We start from the raw sequence: 23540 nt of genomic DNA on the forward strand, positions 1-23540 counted from the left end.
AAACAATTGCAACAAATTCATTAATTGAGAGATGTATCTCAAATTTATAGTAAAAATCCCCGAAATAAATTTAATTAAATCGAGGATTTAAGAATGGAGAATAAGAAAGGTATCAACTATAAAGATGCAAAATAATAGGGAAGATAAATGGCGCTGTAAGGGAAGTAATAATCCCACAGGTCATTAATGCCAGTGAGCTATAAGCACCTTCAATATAATCGACTTCAGCCGCTCTTGCTGTTCCCACTGCGTGAGAAACGGTTCCCATTGCTAAACCACGAGATGCGTGAGTAGGAATACGCAGTATTTTAAAGAGTGTGTGACCAAAAATGGCACCTAAAATACCTACTGCAATAACACATGCAGCACTGATTGCAGGAATACCACCTATGGAATCTGCGACAGCCATTGCGATAGGCGTTGTCACTGATTTAGGTAAAATTGATGCAGCAATTTCGGGTGTTGCTCCTGCCCATAAGGCAATTGCAGTACCACTGACCATTGCGGCAATACTACCAATAAAGCAAATACTGATCAGCGATTTCCACTGTGCGCGAATTTGGTGTAATTGCTGGTAAAGCGGTATCGCTAAAGCAACAACAGCAGGTTGCAGTAAGTCATTTAAAATACGACTACCTGCAAAATAATGCTCATAAGGTGTGTGCGTGATTAATAGAATGGGAATAATAACTGCAATACCAATAAGCAACGGGTTTAATATTGGTAATTTATAACGAGCCGCAAGTTTACGTGATAAATAAAAGACGATTATGGTGAGAGGAAGTGACCACCAGATATTCATTAACATTAACATTTTTTCTTCTCACTTAACGCTTTATCGTCGTCTTTTTCTTTTGCTACAACAACATCTTCAACTTGGTCTGGTTTTGCACCAACAATAATGCGTTCACGATGAACGTAGTGTGAACAATAAGCAACCAATGCCATTACACCAAAGGTACTGACTATACAGGCTAAAACAATCGGGAAGAGTTGCTGACTTAATAAATCATAATAGTTCATGACGGCTACCCCGATAGGAATAAAGAGTAATGTCATATTTTTTAATAGAATATTGGCACCCGGTTTTACCCAGCGTAATGGAATAAGCTGGAAAGCAAGTAAACCAAAAAGGATCAGTAAGCCAACAATACTGCCTGGAACCGCAAAGGGCAAAAGGGCTGAAATAAGATTACCTGCAAAAAGACAAAGATAAAGTACCAAAAAAGATCGTAGATAGTGCCAAAGTGTAATCTGCACTCGTGCCCGTTTAGATTTCATAAGTAAGTGTCCCAAATCAACTAACAGATTTATCATACACCGATTTTGAAAGTGTGCTACGGATCACAATAAAAAAAGAGCGGGGCTCTTATAGAACCCCGTCATTTATTTATTTGGCAAATGAATCTTGGTTGTTATTTCACTTGCTGGCCCGGTTTTGCACCAGAATCTGGGCTGAGTAAGAAGATATCTTTATCACCAGGGCCTGCTGCCATTACCATGCCTTCCGAAATACCAAAACGCATTTTACGAGGTGCTAAGTTTGCTACCATAACGGTTAGACGACCTTCCAACACTTTTGGATCTGGGTATGCTGTACGAATACCAGAGAATACTTGGCGAGTTTCACCGCCTAAGTCCAAAATTAGTTTCAGCAATTTGTCTGATCCTTCAACAAAATCAGCTTGTTTAATTTCAGCAATACGCATATCGATTTTCGCAAAATCATCAAAGTTGATGGTTTCTTGAATTGGGTCATCTGCTAATGGACCAGTCACTTCTTTTACTGGTGCAATGGTGCTTTTAGATGCTTCAACCATTGCATTAGCTTTATCCATTTCAATGCGGTTAAACAGCGCTTTGAATTTTGTAATATCTTGATTTAGCAGTGGTTGCTCAAGCGCATCCCATGTTAATTCAGTTTGCAAGAAGGCTTCTGTACGTTCTGTTAATGAAGGTAAAACAGGTTTCAGATATGTCATCAGTACACGGAATAAGTTAATACCCATTGTACAAATAGCTTGTAGCTGTGCATCTTGACCTTCTTGTTTTGCTACAACCCACGGCGCTTTTTCATCAATATAGCGGTTGGCTTCATCCGCTAATGCCATGATTTCACGAACTGCTTTACCAAACTCACGATTTTCAAATGACTGTGCGATAGTTTCTTTCATATCAACAAAGTGTTGATAAAGCTTAGCATCATCTAAAGAATCAGCTAATTTGCCATCAAAACGCTTGCTGATAAAACCCGCTGTACGTGATGCAAGGTTAACGACTTTATTAACAATATCGCTGTTAACACGTTGAACAAAGTCTTCTAAGTTTAGGTCAATATCGTCAATGCGTGAGGAAAGTTTTGCCGCATAGTAATAACGCAGGCAATCTGCATCAAAATGATCAAGGTAAGCACGAGCTGTAATAAAGGTGCCACGAGATTTTGACATCTTCGCGCCATTGACAGTGACATAACCGTGAACAAACAGGTTGGTTGGCTTGCGGTATTCGCTGCCTTCTAACATGGCAGGCCAGAATAAGCTGTGGAAATAGACGATATCTTTACCAATAAAGTGATAAAGGTCTGCTTTGCTGTCTTTATTCCAGAACTCATCAAAACTTAAATCACCACGCTTTTCACATAAGTTTAAGAAAGAGCTCATGTAGCCGATTGGTGCATCTAGCCATACATAGAAATATTTACCCGGTGCATCTGGGATTTCAAATCCAAAATAAGGTGCGTCACGAGTGATATCCCACTGTTGTAAACCGCTGTCAAACCACTCTTGCATTTTATTCGCAACTTGCTCTTGCAGAGCACCAGAGCGGATCCACTCTTGTAACATGTTGCTAAATGCAGGTAAATCGAAGAAATAGTGTTCAGTTTCACGCATAACAGGTGTTGAACCTGATACAACAGAGCGTGGATTAATTAATTCTGTTGGGCTGTAAGTTGAGCCACAAACTTCACAGTTATCACCATATTGGTCTTGCGCTTTACATTTAGGGCAAGTGCCTTTTACAAAGCGGTCAGGCAAAAACATGCCTTTTTCTTCATCATAAAGCTGAGAAATAGTTTTGCTTTTGATGTGACCATTTTTTTTCAGTGCAAGATAAATTTTAGTCGATAATTGGCGACTCTCTTCACTGTGTGTAGAGTGATAATTGTCGTAACTGATATTAAAACCAGCAAAATCCTGTTGATGCTCTTTGCTCATTTCTTCAATCATGGCTTCTGGCGTAATACCCAGTTGTTGAGCTTTCAGCATAATTGGAGTGCCGTGAGCGTCATCAGCGCAGATGAAATGAACTTCTTTGCCGCGCATTCGTTGATAACGGACCCAGATATCTGCCTGAATGTGCTCAAGGATATGACCGAGATGAATTGAACCGTTAGCATAAGGTAACGCGCAGGTTACCAATAATTTATTCGCGACGTGAGACATAGTAAGGATCTTACTTCCATAAAATTAATAAAAGGGACTTTGATGTTAACCGATCCGTCATGATGTCGCTAGGGCAATAATCGAGTTTTTGCAAGAGAAATTTCAGTTGGCAAATTGAGGTAAGGCATTAACGTAGTCATCTACTATCTGATATGATAGATGCACTCATATATTTAATAAATAATGAAAACGAGAGGAGCCGGGATGAGTGATAAATCCCCCGAGCAGACCACCCCTGAGATTCTGAACGAAAAAGTTTCAGGTGTCTTGTCTACTTTTGAACACCCGACATTGAAGCGTAATCTGCTTTCTCTAAAAGCATTACATCAATGTGCGATGATTGACGATGTTCTTCATATCGAGTTAGTGATGCCATTTGTTTGGAAAAAACCTTTCCAAGTCCTAATCGAAGAAAAAACAGCTGAACTTCGCAACATCACTGGTGCAAAAGCCATTGAATGGAAACTCAAGCACAATATTTCAACCTTACGCCGTGCAAATGATCTACCAGGCGTTAATGGTGTGCGTAATATTCTTGCTGTGAGCTCTGGTAAAGGTGGCGTTGGTAAATCAAGTACAGCAGTTAACCTTGCATTAGCTCTTGCACAAGAAGGTGCTAAAGTAGGTATTCTTGATGCTGATATTTATGGACCGTCTATTCCGAATATGTTGGGTACCACAATGGAGCGTCCAACGTCTCCTGATGGACAACATATGGCACCGATTATGGCTTATGGTTTAGCATCTAACTCTATCGGTTATTTAGTTACAGATGATAATGCAATGGTATGGCGTGGTCCTATGGCGAGCAAAGCATTAATGCAAATGCTCCAAGATACGCTGTGGCCTGATTTGGATTATCTCGTTATCGATATGCCGCCGGGAACAGGTGATATCCAATTAACCTTATCTCAAAATATCCCTGTAACCGCTGCGGTTGTGGTAACAACACCACAAGATATCGCGCTGGTGGATGCAATGAAAGGGATCGTCATGTTTAAGAAAGTCAATGTACCTGTATTAGGTATTATTGAAAACATGAGCGCGCATATTTGTAGTAACTGTGGTCACCTTGAACCTATCTTTGGTACTGGTGGTGCGGCGAAATTGGCAGAGAAATATCATTGCCAATTATTAGGTCAAGTTCCTCTTCATATCTCTTTACGTGAAGACTTAGACCGCGGGCAACCAACAGTGATGCGTGATCCTGAAGGCGAATTTGCTGATATTTATCGCGAAATCGCATCAACAGTGTCTGCTCAAATGTATTGGGATGGCGATGCAATCCCAACGGAAATTTCTTTCCGCGCAGTGTAATGACAGTAAAATAATACGTTGAGTTATTTGCTGATTTAAATGGAGAGCTATTTGGCTTTCCATTTTTTACATGCGATTTCCGACTGTTTTTGATAAAAAACGAATAGATTTCTGGTTTTACGCTGGAACCAGAGTGATTTCAAAACTATAATCTGCGCTAGCGTAATATTTACATATTATTACGTTATCCCTCTTTTTATTTCAAACCAGGTTTTTGATTATGGCTGACACAGCACATCAGTGCACAATTGTAGGTATCGCTGGAGCTTCTGCTTCGGGTAAAAGTCTTATTGCAAGTACACTTTACCGCGAATTAAGAGCGCAAGTAGGTGATCATAATATCGGGGTGATACCAGAAGATTGTTATTATCGTGACCAAAGTGATTTAACGATGGAAGAACGATATAAGGTCAATTATGACCACCCAAATTCGATGGATCACGCACTTTTATATCAGCATTTGTGTGAACTAAAAGCAGGAAAAACCATCGAACTCCCTCAATACGACTACGTTGCTCACACTCGCAAAACAGAATCCATTCCTTTTCAACCTAAAAAAGTTATTATCATTGAAGGCATCTTGTTATTAACAGATAAACGCCTGCGTGAAGAGATGGATTTCTCTATCTTTGTTGATACGCCATTAGATATTTGCTTAATGCGTAGAATTAAACGTGATGTGAATGAACGTGGACGTAGCTTAGACTCAGTCATTGAACAATATAATAAAACCGTTCGTCCTATGTTCTTCCAGTTTATTGAACCTTCTAAACAATATGCCGATATTATTGTACCTAGAGGGGGTAAAAACCGCGTTGCGATTGATATTCTGAAAGCAAAAATTGGGCAGTTCTGCGAATAATAGGTTCATTTGTGGGCAGCTTTCATGCATGATGAAACTGCCTGTTTAACTTGAAGAAGGAAATAAAATGCGATTATGCGACCGTGATATTATTCAGTGGCTGGATGAAGGTAAATTAGTCATTGAACCCCGCCCGCCCGTCGAGCGAATTAACGGCGCAACAGCAGATGTTTGCTTAGGAAATCAATTTCGTGTTTTCCAAGGTCATACTGCTGCTTATATTGATTTGAGTGGCCCTAAGGCTGAAGTGAACGCTGCGCTAGAACGTGTAATGAGTGATGAAATTGTGTTACCTGAAGGTGAAGCATTTTTCTTACATCCGGGTGAATTAGCGTTAGCGGTGACACTTGAGTCAGTCACTTTGCCTGATAATGTTGTTGGATGGTTAGATGGACGCTCATCATTAGCCCGTTTAGGTTTAATGGTACATGTTACCGCTCATCGTATTGATCCCGGCTGGCATGGACAAATCGTATTAGAATTTTTTAATTCAGGTAAACTTCCTCTCGCATTAAGACCAGGTATGGTTATTGGTGCATTAAGCTTTGAACCTATGTCTGGTTCTGCTGATAGACCTTATAATCGTCGTCAAGATGCAAAATATAAAAATCAACAAGGTGCTGTTGGTAGTCGGATTAGTGAAGATTAACTATCTTTATAATCATCATTATCATGTTCACTAAGCGGGTAATTATATGAAAAGGTTTTTGACAACACTGGCTATCTTGCTTGTGGTTATTTTGGCAGGCTTAACAGCGTTAGTTTTACTCATTAACCCGAATGATTTCCGTGGATACCTTGTTGAAAGGGTCGAAAAACAAAGCGGTTATAAACTCACATTACAAGATGATATGCGTTGGCATGTGTGGCCAAAGTTAAGCATTATCAGTGGTAAAATGTCATTGACAGCACCAGGTGCTGAAATGCCTTTTATTACTGCCGATAATATGCGTCTTGATGTTGAGTTATTACCGCTACTTTCTCATCAACTTGAAGTAAAAGAAGTCATGCTTAAAGGTGCCGTAGTTCGCCAAACACCTGAAAGTAAAGCTATTCCTAAAATATCACCACCTTCTACTCCTCGAGATATTTCTCACCCAGTTGTCGAACCTAGAGCCAATAATTGGCAGTTGAATATCGCCAAAGTAAAAATTTCAGACAGCTTAATTATTTGGCAAATGAAAGACGGTGAGCAACTTAATTTACGTGATATTGATTTATCGTTGAAAACAGACGAGAAAAAACAAGTTAGTCTTGAGATGAGCACGAAAGTGAATCGTGACCGTCGTGAGATCACGCTAAATGTTGCTGCTGATGTGGATATGAACAGCTATCCTTACCAAGTTACGGGTAAGATCACACAGTTAGATTACGCTTTATCAGGAGTCGAGATCCCTGAAAATGGAATTGTAGGAAGTTTAACTTCAGATTTTACGATCCAAAATGAGGGCGTAAGAAAAGTTTCACTTGAGAACTTAAATCTCACAGCTAATGATAGTCAATTGCAAGGTAATATCAGTGCAGAATTTGCAGATGCTACTCGCTATCAAGTTGATTTAAAGAGTGAAATGCTAAATTTAAATACTTTATTGCCAGAATTAGCAACGGCTAACGTATCAGAAAATGCGTTGTTAGTGCCAACGACTGATAATCATATACCTCCTTCATTTTCATTATTTAGTACAGCCCATGCGGCACCCGCACCAAATGCCACCATTATGGCAAAACCGGTTATTACTTCAGTTACCATTGAAAATAAAGAATATGATCTAACGAGTTGGGGTGATATTGAATTTACACTGAAATTAGCCCTGAATAAGCTTCTCTATAAAGATTTAGAGATTAATAATTTTAAACTTGATGCATTAAATAACCCTAATTCACTGAATATTCAAACCTTAACAGGGCAAATCCTTCAAGGTGATTTTTCACTGCCAACGGTTATCTCAACAAGCATTGTGCCAGCGCATATCAGCATGGATATCACAATGAACAATATTCCATTAGAGCCACTATTGCGTGTCTTTAATCAACCTGAAAATTTCAGTGGATTAATTTCAGCAAAAGGGAATTTAGAAGGAACGGGATATAACCGAAAAGCTTTTTATCGTTATTGGCAAGGTACACTTAATACCTCTGTTACCCAATTTAAAATGCAGGGATTAAATGTACCACAGGTTATTCAGCAATCAGTCGCTCAAGCGACGGATAAAGTGATTTACCCTGAAGATATTGAAAGTTATACCCAAGCAGATAATGTGATTGCCCAATTTAAGTTAGCGCCAAAAGGGAAAGTAACTATTAATTCACTTGATGCTCAAGCAGAGGCTTATCAAATTAAAGGGCAGGGCAAAGTGGATCTTCAACGTCATGATCTTGATGTGATGTTACTTGTTAATATCAAAAAAGGTTGGGGTAAAGAAAATGAATTTATCCGTCAATTGGCTAAAATTGAAATTCCATTAAGACTCTATGGTGATTGGAATGCTATTCAATATGAACTTAATATTGAAAAATTATTGCGCGATCAATTACAGCAAAAAGCCAAGCAAGCTATCGATAATTGGCTAAATAAACAAGATGCCGAAAGCCCTGAAGTAAAAGCACTTAATCAGCTATTGAAGAAAATCTAGTTTCACGATTTTTAACTTCATCACATTCTTAATAAAAGCACACTATTTTTATAATTGTGTGCTTTTTGCTTTATATCTATCATTTAATTTATGTTTTGAATGAAAAGTAAGCATTCGTGCTATGTATATGTAAAAAAATAGTCGTTTTTTTTGATATATGTCATACACTGCAACGTTGCCTTTGGGCAGAGTGTGTCAATCGCACTAAACGCAAAAATGATGATAAAAATAAAAAACTTCATTTTATAAATGACTATTTTAGACAGGATAAATAAATGATCGAAATTCTTATCGGCGCCTTCGTTGCCGTAGGTGTTGGACGTTATATCGTAAAAGGCTATTCAGCAACAGGTGTCTTAATGACGGGTGGTCTGTTATTACTGATCATCAGCGTAATTATGGGAAGGGCTGTTTTACCTGCGAGTGCGACAGCAACAGGCTATGGCTTAATTGATATTGTCGAGTATGTGAAAAATCTACTAATGAGCCGTGGTGGCGATTTAGGTATGATGATCATGATACTTTGTGGTTTCGCTGCTTATATGACGCACATTGGCGCTAATGATGTTGTTGTAAAATTAGCATCACGCCCACTGAAAATGATTAACTCACCTTATCTGCTGATGGTTGCGGCTTACATTGTTGCATGTTTGATGTCACTGGCTGTTTCATCAGCAACAGGTTTAGGTGTGTTATTAATGGCAACGCTGTTCCCTGTTATGGTGAATATGGGAATTAGCCGCGGAGCTGCTGCTGCAATCTGTGCGTCTCCAGCTTCTATTATCTTAGCACCAACATCAGGTGATGTTATTTTAGCTGCTGAAGCATCTCAAATGCCGCTGATTGATTTCGCATTTAAAACCACATTGCCTATCTCTATTGCTGCAATTATGGGCATGTGTATCGCTCACTTCTTCTGGCAGCGTTATCTTGACCGTAAAGAGCATATCGAAACGGAAATGTTAGACGTGAATGAGATCAAAACTCACGCACCAAGTTTCTATGCAATTTTGCCTTTCACGCCAATTATCGGTGTTCTCGTTTTTGATGGTAAATGGTTACCAGAACTTCATATTGTTGCCATTATTATTATCTGTATGATTTTAGCGGCTGTTATCGAATTTATTCGTAGTTTCAGTGCAAAACAAGTTTTTGAAGGCTTAGAAGTGGCTTACCGTGGTATGGCAGATGCATTTGCACAAGTTGTGATGTTATTAGTCGCTGCTGGGGTATTCGCTCAAGGTTTAACAACCGTTGGCTTTATCAATGCGTTAATTGAAGGTGCTCAGTCATTAGGCTCAGGTGCCATTGTGATGATGATTGCACTGGTATTAATTACCATGTTAGCGGCAATGACCACAGGCTCTGGTAATGCGCCATTCTATGCATTCGTTGAGTTAATTCCTCGTTTAGCAAGCAATATGGGTGTTAACCCAGCTTATTTAACCATCCCAATGTTACAAGCTTCAAACCTAGGTCGTACATTATCACCAGTTTCTGGTGTTGTCGTTGCCGTATCGGGTATGGCAAAAATTTCACCTTTTGAAGTGATGAAGCGTGTTTCTGTACCCGTATTAGTAGGGCTGGTTATTGTTATTGTTGCAACTGAAATTCTTGTACCAAGTACATTAGGTTAATTATTAACTCATTGAATTAATAATAAATTATTATTTTAAATTTTATTGGCGGGCTTTGTGTGAAAACAAAGCTCGTTTTTTATGGTACATAAAATGCAGATAAAAAATATCCGCCTTAAAGGCGGATATTTTGCTATTTTGACAGGGATTACGCTTCGTCAACGTTTTCTTCGTCTTCTGGTGTAGGTTCAACAATTCGAACTTTATTAATTCGATGGTTGTTCACTTCTAACGGCTCAAATTCAATGCCATCAATAAGGATCTTCTCACCAACAGTTGGAACACGTTGTAAATGCTCCATTAATAAGCCTGCTAAGGTTTCATACTCACGTTTTTCATCCAGTTTGATTGGAATATAAAGCACTAAGTCTTCAAGTGGTGTAAAACCGTTTACAGTCCATGAACCGTCTTCGTTTTGAACCAAATCATGACGTGAATCGTTTTCTTCAGAACTGACAGGTAAGTTACCTGCAATAGTTTCCATAACGTCAGTCAGCGTCACGATCCCTTCGACTGAACCAAATTCATCTACAACAAAAGCGAAGTGAGTGTGAGCACTGCGGAACTGTTCTAACGCTTGCAGTAAAGATAAACCTTCAGGGAAAATCAAAGGTTGAGTGACCAATAAACGTAAGTTTAGAGGTTCATTACGCAACTGTTGATTCAGTAGTTGAATAACATTAACAACACCGACAGGTTCATCACCAGATTGTTCATCTGTGATCACTAGGCGAGAGTGAGGATCCTTTTCCAATAATTGGCGAATATCATCTTGTGTTGCATTTAAGTCTACGTATTCAACATCATGGCGAGACGTCATGATACTGTTAACATTACGTTGGCTTAAACCAAGCACACGTACAATCATTTGGCGTTCTTGAGGATCAAACACTTCTTCTGAACTGGAGACTAAATCAGATGTGTGAGGATCTAATTCAGAAGATTCAGGTTTACCATTAATAATACGTAGAACCGCTTCTGCTGTACGTTCACGCAAAGAGCGAGAAGCCGATAAGAAACGGCGACGGTTAAATTGTGCAAGCTGATTAAAGACTTCTATCATGATAGAGAAGCCAATCGCTGCATATAGGTAACCTTTTGGAATGGCGTAGCCAAAGCCTTCGGCAACTAATGCAAAACCAATCATCAGCAAGAAGCTTAAACACAAGATAACAATAGTTGGGTGGTTATTGACGAAATTTGTTAGAGGCTTACTTGCAAGGATCATCAAGAACATTGCAATAGTAACAGCCGCAATCATAACACCTAAATGATCAACCATACCCACAGCGGTTATCACTGAGTCAAGCGAGAATACCGCATCCAGCACGATAATTTGTGCAACGACAGACCAAAAGCTGGTCGTTTTGCGTTGTTTCCCTTCGTTGTGATCTTTACCTTCTAGCCGTTCATTAAGCTCCATTGTGGCTTTGAACAGCAAGAATATCCCTCCGAGAAGCATGATCAAGTCTCTTGCACTGAAAGGATGATCAAACAGTGTAATAAGAGGTTTTGTCAGAGTGATAAGCCAAGAGAGACTAAATAACAACACAATTCGCATAACAAGGGCACACAATAAGCCTGTTATACGTGCTTTATCTCTTAGTTTTGCTGGGAGTTTATCTGCCAGAATAGCAATGAAAACAAGGTTATCAATACCAAGTACGATTTCGAGAACAATTAAGGTGGAGAGTCCTACCCAGATTGTCGGATCTAAGATCCATTCCATACAGTTTGTTTTACCTTCTATAAAGACGGCATATGCCGACTTGAGAATAATGAGCAATTTGAAGGAATTTTTCAATAAATTATTATCAGTAACAGGGGAATAATTTCATTTTGTCTAAAAGATTGTGATACCAATTACATCAATAACTACCACCAAGTGAGAGAGTGAGTTACTATGTGATCAGGTTAACAAATTGTCAGTACATTGATACTGGCAGGTTTATTTTCAGACGGGAGTTATTTTCATGTCCAAACAGCAAATCGGCGTGGTTGGTATGGCAGTTATGGGACGTAACCTTGCGCTAAATATTGAAAGCCGTGGTTATTCTGTATCTATTTACAACCGCTCAAGCGATAAAACCAACGAAGTTATCGCTGAAAATCCAGGTAAAAAACTGGTTCCGAATTATTCTATTGAAGAGTTTGTTGATTCGTTAGAAAAACCGCGCCGTATTTTATTAATGGTAAAAGCGGGTGAAGCAACGGATAAAACAATTGCTGCATTGACACCGCATTTAGATAAAGGCGATATCCTTATCGATGGCGGAAATACTTTCTTTAAAGATACTATTCGTCGTAACCGTGAATTATCAGCGCAAGGCTTTAACTTCATCGGTACAGGTGTTTCTGGTGGTGAAGAAGGTGCATTAAAAGGCCCTTCAATCATGCCTGGCGGACAAAAAGAGGCTTACGAATTAGTTGCTCCTATCCTTGAAAAAATTGCGGCTGTTGCTGAAGGTGAACCTTGTGTAACTTATATCGGTGCTGATGGTGCGGGTCACTATGTGAAAATGGTTCATAACGGTATCGAATATGGCGATATGCAGCTGATTGCAGAGGCGTATTCAGTATTAAAACACTCACTAGGCCTAACTAATGAAGAATTAGCAGAAACCTTCACCGAGTGGAATAAAGGTGAATTAAGCAGCTATCTAATTGAAATTACAGCTGATATCTTCCGTAAAAAAGATGACGAAGGTAAATATCTTGTAGATGTTATTCTTGATGAAGCGGCAAATAAAGGTACAGGTAAATGGACTAGCCAAAGTTCTTTAGACTTAGGTGTGCCAGTTACTCTTATCACTGAGTCTGTGTTTGCTCGTTATATCTCTTCATTAAAAGATCAACGCGTTGCTGCATCTAAAGTATTATCAGGCCCAACACCTAAAGCATTCTCAGGTGATAAAAAAGCCTTTATTGAAAATGTTCGCCGTGCACTGTATTTAGGTAAAATTGTCTCTTATGCTCAAGGCTTCCAGCAACTGAAAGCAGCATCAGACGAATATAACTGGGATTTAAACTACGGTGAAATCGCGAAGATTTTCCGTGCGGGTTGTATCATCCGTGCTCAATTCCTGCAAAAAATTACAGATGCCTATAACGAAGATGCAAGTATTGCAAATCTGCTGTTAGCACCATACTTTAAACAAATCGCTGACGATTACCAACAAGCTCTGCGTGATGTTGTTTGTTATGGCGTACAAGCAGGTATTCCTACTCCAACATTCTCTGCGGCTATTTCTTACTACGATAGCTATCGTGCAGAAGTGTTACCAGCAAACTTAATCCAAGCTCAACGTGACTACTTTGGTGCGCATACTTATAAGCGTACTGATAAAGATGGCGTATTCCATACCGAGTGGATGGAATAAATAAGATTAAATATTCGGTTATTTTAATCGAAATATAACAAATCATAACCACCCGTAAAACGGGTGGTTTGCTCTTGCCCTATAAGGGCTTGTTACCGACTGCGCCTAAATGACGCTGCTTTCTCTTCGTTCAAGCTAAGTGTCTTTGCTACTTTGGCTTACCCCTTGAAGGGGTTTTCATATTCTTTACTACTCAATTTATCCGAGATTAAATCCGACTTTTCTTGCTCTCTGATATACTTTTGAATTGTGGCTTCATTAAGTCCAACTGTTGTGACATAGAAACCTTCCGCCCAAAACTTTCTGTTGCCAAATTTATATTTGAGATTGGCATGTCTATCAAAGATCATCAACGAACTTTTACCTTTCAAATATCCCATGAAACTTGATACGCATATCTTCGGTGGAATACTCACTAACATATGAACATGATCTGGCATAAGATGCCCTTCGATTATTTCCACACCTTTATACTTACAAAGGTCTCGAAGGATCTCACCTATACTTGAACGAATTTTATTAAAAATTACTTTCCGTCTATATTTCGGCGAAAAGACGATATGGTATTTACACAGCCACTTTGTATGTGCTGAGCTTTGTGCTTTAATGCCCATAAACACCTTTCCTTATTTAAGTTACGAATATTAGCTTGAACATCTATATCGTAACGGAAAGGTGTTTTTCTTGGTATAACCTTTAATACCCACCCGCATAGCGGGTGGTTTTATATTTAAGACGCTGACGCGACTTAAACTGGCTAAAGCCAATAATAAAAGGTGCTCAAATAGAGCACCTTTTTTATAGAAGTGACCCACCCTAAATAAGGTCGAGATTTTTCCAATCTATTGCTCAGAGCCTTTCACATAATGAGGTTCTTCATTTGCATTATCAGAGACTAAATTATCATTAGCAAAGTCTTCTCTGGATATTTTGCCACTAAAAATATCATTCATTCTCTCTTTGTCTAATGCATTTTCCCAACGAGCGACAACAATGCAAGCACAAGCATTACCGACAATATTGGTCAATGCACGGCATTCTGACATAAAGCGATCTATACCTAAGATAAGCGCCATACCTGCGACTGGAACACTAGGTACAACCGATAGCGTTGCTGCTAAAGTAATAAAGCCCGCGCCAGTGACACCCGCTGCACCTTTTGAGCTGATCATGGCAACAAACAGTAACGTAATTTGTTCTGTTAACGACAAATCAACGCCTGTTGCTTGAGCGATAAATAAAGCTGCCATAGTCATATAGATATTGGTGCCATCTAAATTAAAGGAATAACCTGTAGGAATAACTAAACCCACGACAGATTTTTTACAGCCCAGTTGCTCCATTTTACTCATTAATGTGGGGAGTGCAGCTTCAGATGAAGAGGTACCTAATACTAACCATAACTCATCTTTAATGTATTTAATTAAAGAGAGAATGGAGAAGCCGTTATATTTGGCAACAGCACCTAATACCACGAGAACAAAAAGTAATGCAGTAAGATAAAAAGTAATCACTAACAACATTAAATTGCCAATAGAAGAAATACCATATTTACCTATGGTAAAAGCCATGGCACCAAAGGCACCAATAGGTGCTAACTTCATTAGCATACCAACCATCTTAAAGATGGGGTCGCAAAGATGCTGTAAGAATTTTAATACAGGTTCACCCTGTGAGCCTATTGATGCTAATGCTAGACCAAAAATCACAGAAACAAACAATACTTGCAAGATATTGCCGTTAACTAATGGGCTAACGATAGTATCTGGGATGATATTCATTAGAAAACTAACAAGAGAAGAGCTGTGTGCTTGTGTGACATACATTTCTACTCGACTACTATCTAATGATTCAGGAGAGATATTTAAGCCATCACCAGGGCGAATAATATTAGCGGTTATTAATCCAATAACCAGCGCAATAGTTGAAAAGGTTAAGAAGTAAATCATTGATTTACCCGCTACTTTTCCTACTGTTTTCATATTGTTCATGCCAGCAATACCGGTGACGACGGTTAAGAAAATCACAGGTGCAATAATCATTTTGACGATTTTGATAAAACCATCACCTAGCGGTTTGAAGGATTCACCCACATCAGGATAAAAATGACCAAGCAAAATACCTAGAATGATAGCGATAATCACTTGGACATATAACACACGATAAAAGGGGAGCTTGCGGGATGAAATCTGCATAAAATTTCCCTGTAACTGAAAGATATTGACTAAATAAAAAAGAAATTATGATGTAAATTATTATTTACATTTATTTTGTTGTGACAGGTAACTTAAAGGTATGAGTAAATCAGGTCAATAAAATAAAGTTGATTTTATCAAATATTGTGCTCTTCATCTAAAAAATTAGATTTAATTTCAATTTATTACTATTTATGGAATTTATTTTTCTTAAATCAATAAGTTAATGAAATTATGTTTTGTTTTAATTTATTGTATTTATTTAATGATATGTATATTTGGCTTTATTTTTTGGTGAATAAAATAGTTTAAATGTAAAACAACATGAAAGGGAAGTGGTGAGAAAAGAAATATGAGGCAATGGATTGTTTTTATTGAATTATTTTGAAAATAAAAGAGCGCATAAGCGCTCTTTTATGGATTGTAGAAAATGATTTTTATTTTACTGGGATCTTAATTGAGTTATCAGACTCAATGTTAATAGGAGCTAATGGAGCGTCTTCAACAAATTCGCTTGATGCTCTACCACTAAAGACATCATTCATTCTTTCTTTATCTAAGGCATTTTCCCAGCGAGCAACAACAATACAGGCACAAGCATTACCAACAAGATTGGTCAATGCGCGACACTCTGACATAAAGCGGTCAATCCCTAGAATTAATGCCATACCTGCAACGGGAACACTAGGTACAACTGATAAGGTTGCCGCTAAAGTAATAAAGCCAGCGCCAGTAACACCCGCAGCACCTTTTGAACTTATCATTGCGACTAAGAGTAGAGTGATTTGTTCTGTTAATGAAAGCTCAATACCTGTGGCTTGTGCAATAAATAGAGCAGCCATGGTCATATAGATGTTAGTACCATCTAAGTTAAAGGAGTAACCCGTTGGAATAACTAAGCCGACGACTGATTTTTTACAGCCTACATTTTCCATTTTACGCATTAAGCTAGGTAAAGCTGCTTCTGAAGACGAAGTACCTAATACTAACCAAAGTTCATCTTTAATATATTTAATTAAAGAGAGAATAGAGAAGCCATTATATTTTGCAACAGCGCCTAACACGACAAGAACAAACAATAATGAAGTAATGTAGAAAGTCAGAACAAGCAATACTAAGTTACTGATTGATGAAATACCGTACTTTCCGATGGTAAAGGCCATGGCACCAAAAGCGCCGATAGGTGCTAATTTCATTAGCATACCGACCATTTTGAATACTGGCTCTGAGAAGTTTTGTAAGAACTTAAGAACTGGCTCGCCACGAGCCCCTATAGAGGCTAATGCGATACCAAAGACCACAGAAACAAACAGTACTTGCAGAATATTGCCGTTAACTAATGGGCTGACAACAGTATCAGGGATGATATTCATTAAGAAACCAACAATAGAAGAATCATGGGCTTTTGCGACATAACTTTCTACTTTGCTCGCATCTAATGAAGCAGGAGAGATATTTAAACCATCACCTGGGCGAATAACATTTGCAACGATTAACCCAATAATTAATGCAATCGTAGAGAAAGTCAGGAAGTAAGCCATGGATTTACCCGCAACTGTACCTACCGCTTTCATATTATTCATACCTGCAATACCCGTTACTACTGTTAAGAAGATAACAGGTGCGATGATCATTTTTACAATTTTGATAAATCCATCACCAAGTGGTTTAAAGGATTCACCCAAATCAGGGTAAAAATGCCCGAGCAAGATACCAAGTAAGATGGCAACGATAACTTGCACATAAAGCACTTTATAAAGCGGTTGTTTTTTAGTTGAAGTTTGCATGAAGATTTCCCTGCACCTATTGGTACATTGTTTATATATTTATTTGTATGTTAGAAAATAACTGAGTTGTAAATAGAATTTTACATTATTGTATTTTTATTGATGCTAACTTAAATGTACTACTAAATCAGGTCAATAAAATAAAATCTATTTAGTTAATTATTGAGTGCTGAATCGAAAAAAATAATTTAAATTTTCTGCTTGGTACATTTTATAGTGTTATAGCTAAGGTAATGTGGAATTTATGGGGGTTATTCTGACTTTTTGATTATTTTTGGTGTTAAGTGCTACTTGCGCTTTGGATTAGATTATCTAATATTACTTTTAAGTGTGTAAATATATACATACAGCAAGAATTGTTATCATACTAACAATTACCCTTGGCTAAATTTATCTCTAGGGTAATTGTTAAATATAAGTTAGCTATTTTTATTATTCGTTTTCTTCATCACGAATAAAAGAGATTAATTCAGGTTGTGCAATGCGTTTGTAATCTTGCGTATTCAGAATAATAGAACGCTCTAATGTGCCCGCATTAAAAGCTAGCTCATCAAAGCGTTCAAAAAGCAAAGGGTCAGCGACAAGCTTCAACGCAGGATGAAAACTAAAAGGGGGAATTGCACCAAATACGCATTGAGTAAGATCATCCACTTCTTTAGGGCTTGCCAGCGATGCTCTTGTTCCACCAATTTGGTGAGCGAGTTTTGACAGATCAGCCTGTTTATCGGCGGGTAATATTGCAAGAACATGTTGTTTAACGCCGTTACCTTTTATATGGCAAACAAGTCCTTTTGCTCCCTGTCCTAATTGTGTTCCTCTGATTTTTGCAACTTCTTCAGAACGACCTGCGGTAGGGTGTTCCATAACACGGTAAGTAGCGTGGTTTTTATCTAATAAAGCAGTAAGTTGCTCAAAAATAGTCAAAGACATCAATGACTCCTGAATTTAATAAGTTATTTCTTTGATGTCATTATACGACTTTAAAAAAAATATTCTGCTGTGATGTTCACGGCTGGTTTTGATTATTTTGATAAGCTTTTCAAATTATTTTGTTACAAATGATAATATGTTAATAGTATTATCCTATTGAATTAATAGGGTAATTGGGCTTCTTTATTTAATTACCTGTAATAAAATGATAAACAAATTGATATTTATTCATTATTTTGATGATGATCAATTTAAGAACAAAAAGAATAGAACATATTAAAACGTAGATTTAATTACTAAAAAGGAAGTCAATAATGGCAGTTTCAACATTCTATATCCCTTCTGTAAATAAAATTGGTGCTGGTTGCCTTGCTGATGCTGTAAATTCAATGAAAGACTTCGGTTTTCATAAAGCGTTGATCGTCACTGATAGCATTTTAAATCAACTAGGTGTTGTTGATAAAGTAAGTAAGTTACTGACAGAGGCTGGTATTTCTAGCGTTACTTATGATGGTACTGCACCGAACCCTACTGTTGAAAACGTAGAAGCGGGTTTAGCTCTGCTGAAAGAACATCAATGTGACTGTGTGATTTCTTTAGGTGGTGGTTCACCACATGATTGTGCTAAAGGTATCGCGTTAGTGGCTTCTAATGGTGGAAAAATTGCAGATTATGAAGGTGTTGACCGTTCAGCTAAACCGCAATTACCACTGATTTCAATTAATACCACAGCAGGTACAGCATCAGAAATGACACGTTTTTGTATCATCACAGATACTGCGCGTCATATCAAAATGGCTATCGTTGATAAAAACGTGACACCAATCTTATCTGTAAATGATTCAGAGTTAATGATTGGTATGCCAAAAGGTTTGACCGCTGCAACAGGTATGGATGCATTAACTCATGCTGTTGAAGCGTATGTTTCAATTGCTGCAAATCCAATCACTGATGCGTGTGCATTAAAAGCAGTTGCTATGATCAGCGAATCTTTACGTAAAGTTGTTGATAATGGTGGTGATGCAACAGCGCGTGAAAACATGGCTTATGCTCAATTCTTAGCAGGTATGGCATTTAATAACGCTTCTTTAGGTTATGTACATGCTATGGCTCACCAATTAGGTGGTTTCTATAACTTACCTCATGGTGTGTGTAATGCGGTTTTATTACCACATGTTCAAGCTTATAACATTCAAGCAGCAGCCGGTCGTTTAAAAGATATCGCACAAGCTATGGGTGTTGATGTTTCTGCAATGAGCGATGAGCAAGGCGCGAAAGCGTGTATCGAAGAAATTCGTAAAATGGCTAAAGATGTTGGTATTCCAGCTGGTCTGAAAGAATTAGGCGTGAAAGAAGAAGATTTCAAAACATTAGCTGAAAATGCGCTGAAAGACGCTTGTGCAATCACTAACCCAGTTCAGGGTTCTGAAAGTGATGTTATCGAGTTATTCCGCCAAGCAATGTAATGCTTAGAAAATAAAAAGCTAATTAAGCTATTACTTTTTATTTTTTTTAAAAATGAAGCCGATACTTTATTTTGTATCGGCTTTTTTCATCTTTATTAAGGTGATATCAATTACTCTGCTTTTTTATGACGTTCTTGTAGGCAACCGATAACATCAGTGAGTGATAATGATTGGTCTTGCAGTAATACCATTAAGTGATAGAGCAAGTCTGAGGCTTCATTTTTTAGCTCTTCTCTGTCATTAACAGTTGCGGCCAGCGCTGTTTCTACACCTTCTTCGCCCACTTTTTGCGCTATTCGTTTTGTACCACTGGCATAAAGGCGGGCAGTATAAGAGCTATCTGGTGAGGCATTTTTACGTTCACGTAATAAATTTTCAAGCTCGTAGAGGAATCCCCACTGGCTTTGTGCAGGCGCAAAGCAACTCTCAGTGCCATTATGGCAAGTTGGGCCAATCGGATTGGCTAAAATAAGTAAAGTATCGTTATCACAGTCAGGATAAATATTGACTAATTTGAGAAAGTTGCCTGAGGTTTCACCTTTTGTCCATAAACGCTGTTTAGTGCGTGAATAGAAGGTAACATTCCCACTTTCTAGAGTGACATTTAATGCTTCTTTGTTCATGTAACCTAGCATTAATACATCACCTGAAATGGCATTTTGGATAACCACAGGCATGAGATTATCGACTTTTTTCCAATCTAGTTGCGCTAATGTTTCACTATTCATTATATTCTTACCTTAACGTCATTCTTTGCAAGATACTGTTTTAATTCGTTGATATTAATTATTTGTTTATGAAAAACAGAGGCTGCAAGAGCGCCATCAACATTGGCTAATTTAAATGCATCAAGAAAGTGTGACATTTCACCCGCACCGCCAGAGGCAATAAGAGGAACATCTGCAACTTGGCGTACTTGAGCTAATTGTTTCAAGTCATAACCTTGTCTGACACCATCTTGATTCATCATATTTAAAACAATTTCACCTGCACCTAATCGCTGAACTTCACGTACCCAATCAAGGGTTTTCCAGTGTGTTTGCTGAGTACGTTTTTCATCACCTGTGAATTGATAAACTAAATATTCACCTGTTTTTTCATCAAACCAAGTGTCAATACCCACAACAACACATTGCACACCATAACGTTCAGCAAGACGCGAAATAAGAGAGGGATCTGAAAGTGCAGGTGAATTAATTGATATTTTATCTGCACCAAAAGAGAGAATTTTCCCAGCATCTTCAATAGAGCGAATACCACCAGCAACACAAAATGGAATATCAATCACTTCAGCAACGCGTGACACCCAGCTTTTATCAACCACACGGCCATCAGAAGAGGCGGTAATATCGTAAAATACCAGTTCATCAGCGCCTTCTTTGGCATAGCGTTCAGCAAGAGGGACAATATCACCAATGATTTCATGATTACGAAATTGAACACCTTTAACGACTTGCCCATCACGAACATCAAGACAAGGAATTATGCGTTTTGCCAACATGATATCGCCTCTTTTAATGTAAATTTGCCTTCTAATAATGCTCTACCAACAATAATACCGGCAACACCAGATGCTGGAAGATCTGCGATATCTTGTAAATCACCAATACCGCCCGAAGCTTGGAATAAAATATCAGGGAAACGCTGGCTAATTTCTTTATACAGTTCAACGTTAGAACCTGCTAATGTGCCATCACGAGAAATGTCGGTACACAACACATGCTTTAAACCCACACTTTGATAAAGCTTGATGATATCTTCAAGAGTATAGGGGGAGTTCTCTTGCCACCCACTGACAGCTACCCACTTTTTGCCTTGTTTATCAATGCGAACATCAAGGGCTAACACAATGGCATCTGCACCATAGCGCTCAAACCATGTTTTCACCATTTCAGGCTGACTGACTGCGGTAGAGCCAATAACAACACGGCTTGCACCTGCTTCTAATAGTGATTTCACATCATCTTCAGTGCGAATACCTCCACCCACTTGTACAGGCACATTGACACAAGCAACAAGCTTTTTTAACAGTGGAATTTGGCGAGCAGACGGATCTTTTGCACCCGTTAAATCCACTAGGTGAAGTAGCTTTGCGCCATCTTTTTCATATTGTTGGTAGCGTGTCAGCGGATTATCATCATAATCACGCTGTTTTGCATAATCACCCTGATGAAGACGAACCACTTTCCCATCAATTAAATCTAATGCTGGAATAATCATAACGGGTTACATCTCCAAAAAATTCTTGATAAGTTGAGCGCCCGCTTTCCCTGAACGTTCTGGGTGAAATTGCACTCCATAAAAATTATCTTTTTGAATTGCGCTACTAAAGCGAGAGCCGTATTCAGTTTCCGCAATCGTCGATTCATTGAGCGCTAGAGCGTAGCTATGAACAAAATAGAACCAAGCATTGTCATCAAGTGAACGAAAAAGAGGATGTCCTGGTTTTGCTAATACTTGGTTCCAACCCATATGTGGTAATGGTAAACCCGCTGTATCAAGCTTATCTATGGTGCCATCAACTAAACCTAATAAAGGAATATCTTTACCTTCTTCGCTTAGTGAAGCCAATATTTGCATACCTAAACAAATCCCTAAAACAGGTTGTGTTAAGGCTTTAATTAAAGGAATTAACTCACGAGCTTTGAGTTGTTCCATTGCTGCTCTAGCCGTTCCTACTCCGGGTAAAAACAGTTTATCCGCAGATAACACCACGTTTTTTTCATAGGACACAATTGGATCATAACCGAGTCGCTTAACGGCGTAAGCGACAGAGGCTAAATTGGCACAACCCGTATCAAGAATAACCACTTTCATCACAGAACACCTTTTGAGCTTGGTAACGTATTTCCTTCAACACGAATGGCTTGGCGCAATGTACGACCAAAGACTTTAAATAAGCTTTCAGCTTTGTGGTGATCGTTTTTGCCTTTTGATTTCAGGTGCAACGTGCAACCCATGGTGTAAGAGAGGGAACGGAAAAAGTGTTCAATCATCTCTGTACTTAAATCACCGACGCGTTGATATTTAAATTCGGCTTTGTACTCAAGGTGTGGACGACCAGAAATATCTAACGCACAACTTGCAAGGCACTCATCCATTGGTAATGTAAAACCAAAGCGAGCAATACCTCGCTTATCACCTAATGCTTCACGTAATGCTTCACCCAAAGCAAGACCGGTATCTTCCACGGTGTGGTGATCATCAATAACTAAATCACCTTTTACATTGATATTCATGCGAAAACCGCCGTGTGTGGCAATTTGATCAAGCATGTGATCAAAGAAACCAACACCAGTGCTGATCTGACTATCACCTTCGCGATCTAGCCAGATATCAATGGCGATTTGTGTCTCTTTTGTTTTTCGCTCAACGTGAGCGTAGCGATCTTTTTTCGTCAGTTGTTCTGTAATGCCCGCCCAATTGAGTTTATCGGCATTATAAAGCATACCTTTGATACCCATATTTTCAGCTAGCTGAATATCAGTTTGTCTATCACCAATGACATAACTATTATCTTTATCTAGTGCGCCATCAACTAAATACTGAGTAACAAGTCCTGTTTCTGGTTTGCGACAAGGGCAGTTGTCTTCAGGTTTATGAGGACAAATTAAAACATCATCAAATGAGATCCCTTGTGATGAAAAAATCTGCATCATTAAATTATGAGGAGGATCGAAATCTGCTTGAGGAAAACTTTCTGTGCCTAATCCATCCTGATTTGTGATCATAATGAGTTTATAACCTGCTTTTTGTAGCGCAGTTAGTGCGGGGATCACGCCGTTTTCAAAGGCAAGTTTATCGAGTCTATCAACTTGGTAATCTGTGGGTGGTTCCGTGATTAAAGTACCATCACGGTCGATAAAAAGAATTTTTTGGCTCATGGTTGA

20 protein-coding genes are annotated in these 23540 nt (G+C 38.5%); 7 read left to right on the plus strand and 13 right to left on the minus strand.

What is annotated here, in order from left to right:
* Nucleotides 1-112 precede the first annotated feature (112 nt).
* From JEP36_RS00090 to metG, 3 genes are all read right to left on the minus strand, one after another.
* Complete coding sequence (locus tag JEP36_RS00090; protein ID WP_100159648.1) at nucleotides 113-808, minus strand: CidB/LrgB family autolysis modulator; 696 nt, start codon at nucleotides 806-808, stop codon at nucleotides 113-115.
* Nucleotides 808-1281, minus strand: coding sequence for a CidA/LrgA family protein (locus tag JEP36_RS00095; RefSeq protein WP_198620466.1), 474 nt, complete (start codon nucleotides 1279-1281; stop codon nucleotides 808-810). The genes JEP36_RS00090 and JEP36_RS00095 overlap by 1 nt, the downstream gene beginning before the upstream one ends.
* A 134-nt stretch (nucleotides 1282-1415) precedes the next feature.
* The gene (gene metG / locus JEP36_RS00100) at nucleotides 1416-3443 is read right to left on the minus strand and encodes a methionine--tRNA ligase (RefSeq protein WP_198629724.1); all 2028 of its coding nucleotides are present in this window, start codon (nucleotides 3441-3443) and stop codon (nucleotides 1416-1418) included.
* A 204-nt stretch (nucleotides 3444-3647) separates the two neighbouring features.
* Between metG and apbC the strand changes: the two genes are divergently transcribed.
* The 5 genes from apbC to dcuC all read left to right on the plus strand — a co-directional run bounded on the left by apbC (nucleotide 3648) and on the right by dcuC (nucleotide 9892).
* Nucleotides 3648-4760, plus strand: coding sequence for an iron-sulfur cluster carrier protein ApbC (apbC, locus tag JEP36_RS00105; RefSeq protein ID WP_036912151.1), 1113 nt, complete (start codon nucleotides 3648-3650; stop codon nucleotides 4758-4760).
* Nucleotides 4761-4980: 220 nt separating this feature from the next.
* On the plus strand, nucleotides 4981-5622 hold the full coding sequence (gene udk, locus JEP36_RS00110) for a uridine kinase (protein WP_109373469.1): 642 nt from the start codon (nucleotides 4981-4983) through the stop codon (nucleotides 5620-5622).
* Nucleotides 5623-5689: 67 nt separating this feature from the next.
* Nucleotides 5690-6271, plus strand: coding sequence for a dCTP deaminase (dcd, locus tag JEP36_RS00115; RefSeq protein ID WP_006537532.1), 582 nt, complete (start codon nucleotides 5690-5692; stop codon nucleotides 6269-6271).
* Between the two features lie 46 nt (nucleotides 6272-6317).
* Nucleotides 6318-8255 (plus strand): outer membrane assembly protein AsmA, encoded by a 1938-nt coding sequence (gene asmA / locus JEP36_RS00120; RefSeq protein ID WP_198629725.1) that lies wholly within the window; start codon nucleotides 6318-6320, stop codon nucleotides 8253-8255.
* A gap of 275 nt (nucleotides 8256-8530) precedes the next feature.
* Entirely contained in the window at nucleotides 8531-9892 is a 1362-nt protein-coding gene (gene dcuC / locus JEP36_RS00125; protein WP_198620469.1) for an anaerobic C4-dicarboxylate transporter DcuC, read from the plus strand.
* Between the two features lie 148 nt (nucleotides 9893-10040).
* Here dcuC and JEP36_RS00130 read toward each other — a convergent pair whose 3' ends face one another.
* Nucleotides 10041-11621 (minus strand): TerC family protein, encoded by a 1581-nt coding sequence (locus JEP36_RS00130; protein WP_109373472.1) that lies wholly within the window; start codon nucleotides 11619-11621, stop codon nucleotides 10041-10043.
* Nucleotides 11622-11865: 244 nt separating this feature from the next.
* Between JEP36_RS00130 and gndA the strand changes: the two genes are divergently transcribed.
* Nucleotides 11866-13272, plus strand: a complete 1407-nt coding sequence (gene gndA / locus JEP36_RS00135) for an NADP-dependent phosphogluconate dehydrogenase (RefSeq protein ID WP_023581264.1) — start codon at nucleotides 11866-11868, stop codon at nucleotides 13270-13272.
* A 158-nt stretch (nucleotides 13273-13430) separates the two neighbouring features.
* Here the strand turns inward: gndA and tnpA are convergent, their stop codons facing one another.
* The 4 genes from tnpA to JEP36_RS00155 form a co-directional block, all read right to left on the minus strand.
* Nucleotides 13431-13886 carry an IS200/IS605 family transposase gene (tnpA, locus tag JEP36_RS00140; protein ID WP_165121832.1) on the minus strand — a complete coding sequence of 152 codons (456 nt, stop codon included), beginning with the start codon at nucleotides 13884-13886 and terminating at the stop codon, nucleotides 13431-13433.
* A 228-nt stretch (nucleotides 13887-14114) separates the two neighbouring features.
* Nucleotides 14115-15467, minus strand: coding sequence for a dicarboxylate/amino acid:cation symporter (locus JEP36_RS00145; protein ID WP_198629726.1), 1353 nt, complete (start codon nucleotides 15465-15467; stop codon nucleotides 14115-14117).
* 437 nt (nucleotides 15468-15904) lie between these two features.
* The gene (locus JEP36_RS00150) at nucleotides 15905-17254 is read right to left on the minus strand and encodes a dicarboxylate/amino acid:cation symporter (RefSeq protein WP_198629727.1); all 1350 of its coding nucleotides are present in this window, start codon (nucleotides 17252-17254) and stop codon (nucleotides 15905-15907) included.
* Nucleotides 17255-17686: 432 nt separating this feature from the next.
* On the minus strand, nucleotides 17687-18184 hold the full coding sequence (locus JEP36_RS00155; RefSeq protein WP_100159528.1) for a YbaK/prolyl-tRNA synthetase associated domain-containing protein: 498 nt from the start codon (nucleotides 18182-18184) through the stop codon (nucleotides 17687-17689).
* A gap of 314 nt (nucleotides 18185-18498) precedes the next feature.
* Between JEP36_RS00155 and yiaY the strand changes: the two genes are divergently transcribed.
* Nucleotides 18499-19650, plus strand: a complete 1152-nt coding sequence (gene yiaY / locus JEP36_RS00160) for an L-threonine dehydrogenase (protein ID WP_198620472.1) — start codon at nucleotides 18499-18501, stop codon at nucleotides 19648-19650.
* A gap of 110 nt (nucleotides 19651-19760) precedes the next feature.
* On the opposite strand, the gene hisIE is transcribed toward yiaY, so the two are convergent.
* From hisIE to hisB, 5 genes are read right to left on the minus strand one after another with little or no spacing between them, the layout of a single operon-like run.
* Nucleotides 19761-20378 (minus strand): bifunctional phosphoribosyl-AMP cyclohydrolase/phosphoribosyl-ATP diphosphatase HisIE, encoded by a 618-nt coding sequence (gene hisIE / locus JEP36_RS00165; RefSeq protein ID WP_198620473.1) that lies wholly within the window; start codon nucleotides 20376-20378, stop codon nucleotides 19761-19763.
* Nucleotides 20378-21151 carry an imidazole glycerol phosphate synthase subunit HisF gene (gene hisF / locus JEP36_RS00170; protein ID WP_109373478.1) on the minus strand — a complete coding sequence of 258 codons (774 nt, stop codon included), beginning with the start codon at nucleotides 21149-21151 and terminating at the stop codon, nucleotides 20378-20380. The genes hisIE and hisF overlap by 1 nt, the downstream gene beginning before the upstream one ends.
* Nucleotides 21133-21870 carry a 1-(5-phosphoribosyl)-5-[(5-phosphoribosylamino)methylideneamino]imidazole-4-carboxamide isomerase gene (gene hisA / locus JEP36_RS00175; RefSeq protein WP_198620474.1) on the minus strand — a complete coding sequence of 246 codons (738 nt, stop codon included), beginning with the start codon at nucleotides 21868-21870 and terminating at the stop codon, nucleotides 21133-21135. Before hisA ends, hisF begins: the two co-directional genes overlap by 19 nt.
* Nucleotides 21871-21876: 6 nt before the next feature.
* Nucleotides 21877-22467 carry an imidazole glycerol phosphate synthase subunit HisH gene (gene hisH / locus JEP36_RS00180; RefSeq protein WP_109373480.1) on the minus strand — a complete coding sequence of 197 codons (591 nt, stop codon included), beginning with the start codon at nucleotides 22465-22467 and terminating at the stop codon, nucleotides 21877-21879.
* Entirely contained in the window at nucleotides 22467-23534 is a 1068-nt protein-coding gene (gene hisB, locus JEP36_RS00185; RefSeq protein ID WP_198620475.1) for a bifunctional histidinol-phosphatase/imidazoleglycerol-phosphate dehydratase HisB, read from the minus strand. The genes hisH and hisB overlap by 1 nt, the downstream gene beginning before the upstream one ends.
* Nucleotides 23535-23540 lie beyond the last annotated feature (6 nt).

Origin of the sequence: Proteus sp. PR00208, assembly GCF_016238545.1 — a bacterium.
Lineage (GTDB): Bacteria > Pseudomonadota > Gammaproteobacteria > Enterobacterales > Enterobacteriaceae > Proteus.

Bases quoted from the DNA above. Each gene is read 5' to 3' on its own strand.
- gndA (WP_023581264.1), top strand. From the start codon at position 11,866: ATGTCCAAACAGCAAATCGGCGTGGTTGGTATGGCAGTTATGGGACGT.
- JEP36_RS00145 (WP_198629726.1), bottom strand. From the start codon at position 15,467: ATGCAGATTTCATCCCGCAAGCTCCCCTTTTATCGTGTGTTATATGTC.
- apbC (WP_036912151.1), top strand. From the start codon at position 3,648: ATGAGTGATAAATCCCCCGAGCAGACCACCCCTGAGATTCTGAACGAA.
- dcuC (WP_198620469.1), top strand. From the start codon at position 8,531: ATGATCGAAATTCTTATCGGCGCCTTCGTTGCCGTAGGTGTTGGACGT.
- JEP36_RS00130 (WP_109373472.1), bottom strand. From the start codon at position 11,621: ATGGAATGGATCTTAGATCCGACAATCTGGGTAGGACTCTCCACCTTA.
- JEP36_RS00095 (WP_198620466.1), bottom strand. From the start codon at position 1,281: ATGAAATCTAAACGGGCACGAGTGCAGATTACACTTTGGCACTATCTA.
- hisA (WP_198620474.1), bottom strand. From the start codon at position 21,870: ATGATTATTCCAGCATTAGATTTAATTGATGGGAAAGTGGTTCGTCTT.
- dcd (WP_006537532.1), top strand. From the start codon at position 5,690: ATGCGATTATGCGACCGTGATATTATTCAGTGGCTGGATGAAGGTAAA.
- metG (WP_198629724.1), bottom strand. From the start codon at position 3,443: ATGTCTCACGTCGCGAATAAATTATTGGTAACCTGCGCGTTACCTTAT.
- yiaY (WP_198620472.1), top strand. From the start codon at position 18,499: ATGGCAGTTTCAACATTCTATATCCCTTCTGTAAATAAAATTGGTGCT.
- asmA (WP_198629725.1), top strand. From the start codon at position 6,318: ATGAAAAGGTTTTTGACAACACTGGCTATCTTGCTTGTGGTTATTTTG.
- hisIE (WP_198620473.1), bottom strand. From the start codon at position 20,378: ATGAATAGTGAAACATTAGCGCAACTAGATTGGAAAAAAGTCGATAAT.
- JEP36_RS00150 (WP_198629727.1), bottom strand. From the start codon at position 17,254: ATGCAAACTTCAACTAAAAAACAACCGCTTTATAAAGTGCTTTATGTG.
- hisH (WP_109373480.1), bottom strand. From the start codon at position 22,467: ATGAAAGTGGTTATTCTTGATACGGGTTGTGCCAATTTAGCCTCTGTC.
- JEP36_RS00090 (WP_100159648.1), bottom strand. From the start codon at position 808: ATGTTAATGAATATCTGGTGGTCACTTCCTCTCACCATAATCGTCTTT.
- hisF (WP_109373478.1), bottom strand. From the start codon at position 21,151: ATGTTGGCAAAACGCATAATTCCTTGTCTTGATGTTCGTGATGGGCAA.
- JEP36_RS00155 (WP_100159528.1), bottom strand. From the start codon at position 18,184: ATGTCTTTGACTATTTTTGAGCAACTTACTGCTTTATTAGATAAAAAC.
- tnpA (WP_165121832.1), bottom strand. From the start codon at position 13,886: ATGGGCATTAAAGCACAAAGCTCAGCACATACAAAGTGGCTGTGTAAA.
- udk (WP_109373469.1), top strand. From the start codon at position 4,981: ATGGCTGACACAGCACATCAGTGCACAATTGTAGGTATCGCTGGAGCT.
- hisB (WP_198620475.1), bottom strand. From the start codon at position 23,534: ATGAGCCAAAAAATTCTTTTTATCGACCGTGATGGTACTTTAATCACG.